The organism is Burkholderia sp. Bp9099, assembly GCF_003857805.1.
GTDB lineage: Bacteria > Pseudomonadota > Gammaproteobacteria > Burkholderiales > Burkholderiaceae > Burkholderia.
In genome coordinates, this window is the sequence record NZ_QTPU01000076.1 from 1 (window position 1) to 2,248 (window position 2,248).

Consider the following 2,248-nt stretch of genomic DNA (forward strand, 5'->3'; position numbering starts at 1 on the left):
CTGGCGATCGTGACGCTCGGCTTCGGTGAAATCGTCCGGATCTTCATGAACAACCTCGACCGTCCGGTGAACATCACCAACGGCCCGAAGGGGATCACGGGCATCGATCCGGTGCACGTCGGCGGCTTCAACCTGTCGCAGACGCACTCGATCTTCGGCTTCCAGCTGCCGTCGGTCTACATGTACTACTACCTGTTCGTGCTCTGCGCGCTGCTGGTGATCTGGGTCTGTACGCGCCTGCAGCACTCGCGTATCGGCCGCGCATGGGCCGCGATCCGCGAAGACGAAATCGCCGCGAAGGCGATGGGCATCAACACCCGTAACGTGAAGCTGCTCGCGTTCGCGATGGGCGCGTCGTTCGGCGGCCTGTCGGGTGCGATGTTCGGTGCGTTCCAGGGCTTCGTGTCGCCCGAGTCGTTCACGTTCTGGGAATCGATCGTCGTGCTGGCGTGCGTGGTGCTCGGCGGCATGGGCCACATCCCGGGCGTGATCCTCGGCGCGGTGCTGCTCGCGATCTTCCCGGAATTCCTGCGTTCGACGATGAGCCCGCTGCAGCACGCGATCTTCGGTCACGACATCGTCGACACCGAAGTGATCCGTCAGGCGCTGTACGGCCTCGCGATGGTGATCATCATGCTCTATCGCTCGGAAGGCCTGTGGCCGGCGCCGAAGCATGAGGACAAGATCGCGAAACTGGCGAAGCGCAACAGCAAGAAGCCGGTGCGCGCTTAACCAACGGACAAGGGGATACACACATGAGCGACAAGCAAATCCGACTGTCCGTCTCGGGCGTGAACAAACGCTTCGGCGGGCTGCAGGCACTGTCCGACGTCGGCCTGCAGATCAAGGAAGGCGAGATCTACGGCCTGATCGGCCCGAACGGCGCCGGCAAGACCACGTTCTTCAACGTGATCACGGGCCTCTACACGCCGGACTCCGGCGAGTTCAAGCTCGACGGCACGGAATACAAGCCGACCGCGGTGCACCAGGTCGCGAAGACGGGCATCGCGCGCACGTTCCAGAACATCCGCCTGTTCGGCGGGATGACGGCGCTGGAGAACGTGATGGTGGGCCGCCACGTGCGGACCAAGCACGGGCTGCTCGGCGCGGTGTTCCAGACGCCGGCCGAGCGCCAGGAAGAGCGCGAGATCAAGGAACGCGCGATCGAGCTGCTCGAATACGTCGGCGTGCTGCAGTACGCGGACTACACGTCGCGCAACCTGTCGTACGGCCACCAGCGCCGTCTCGAGATTGCGCGCGCATTGGCGACCGACCCGAAGCTGCTCGCGCTCGACGAGCCGGCGGCCGGGATGAACGCGACCGAGAAGGTCGAACTCACGCGCCTGCTCGACAAGATCCGCTCGGACGGCCGTACGATCCTGCTGATCGAGCACGACGTGAAGCTCGTGATGGGATTGTGCAACCGGATGACGGTGCTCGATTACGGCAAGGTGATCGCCGAGGGTCTGCCGCAGGACGTGCAGAAGAATCCGAAGGTGATTGAGGCATATCTCGGCGCAGGGGTGCACTGATGGCAGCGGCAATGTTGAAAATCAAGGGCTTGCAGGTCAACTACGGCGGCATCCAGGCCGTCAAGGGCGTTGACATGGAAGTCCGCCAGGGCGAGCTGGTGACGCTGATCGGCGCGAACGGCGCGGGCAAGACCACGACGATGAAGGCGATCACGGGTCTCAAGCCGTACTCGGCGGGCGACATCGAGTACGACGGCAAGTCGATCAAGGGCGTGCCGTCGCACGAGCTGCTCAAGCGCGGCCTCGCGATGGTGCCGGAAGGTCGCGGGATCTTCGCGCGGATGTCGATCATCGAGAACATGCAGATGGGCGCATACCTGCGCAACGACAAGGAGCAGATCAAGCAGGACGTCGACCGGATGTTCGGCTTCTTCCCGCGGCTGAAGGAGCGTGCAACGCAGCTCGCGGGTACGCTGTCGGGCGGCGAGCAGCAGATGCTGGCGATGTCGCGCGCGATCCTGTCGAAGCCGAAGCTGCTGCTGCTCGACGAGCCGTCGATGGGCCTGTCGCCGATCATGGTCGAGAAGATCTTCGAAGTGGTGCGCGAGATCTCGAAGGAGGGCATCACGGTGCTGCTGGTCGAGCAGAACGCGCGGCTCGCGCTGCAAGCGGCCGACCGCGGCTACGTGATGGATTCCGGCACGGTCACGATGGAAGGCGACGCCAAGCAGATGCTCGACGATCCGAAGGTGCGGGCTGCGTATCTGGGTGAGTAA

At 63.9% G+C, this 2,248-nt stretch carries 3 protein-coding genes; all 3 read left to right on the top strand.

Annotation, left to right across the window (positions count from 1 at the left end):
- On the top strand, nucleotides 1-732 hold a 732-nt coding region (locus tag DIE17_RS36880; RefSeq protein ID WP_409410405.1), incomplete at its 5' end, for a branched-chain amino acid ABC transporter permease.
- 23 nt (nucleotides 733-755) lie between these two features.
- On the top strand, nucleotides 756-1,532 hold the full coding sequence (locus DIE17_RS36885; protein ID WP_044845603.1) for an ABC transporter ATP-binding protein: 777 nt from the start codon (nucleotides 756-758) through the stop codon (nucleotides 1,530-1,532).
- Nucleotides 1,532-2,248, top strand: a complete 717-nt coding sequence (locus DIE17_RS36890) for an ABC transporter ATP-binding protein (protein WP_044845604.1) — start codon at nucleotides 1,532-1,534, stop codon at nucleotides 2,246-2,248. The genes DIE17_RS36885 and DIE17_RS36890 overlap by 1 nt, the downstream gene beginning before the upstream one ends.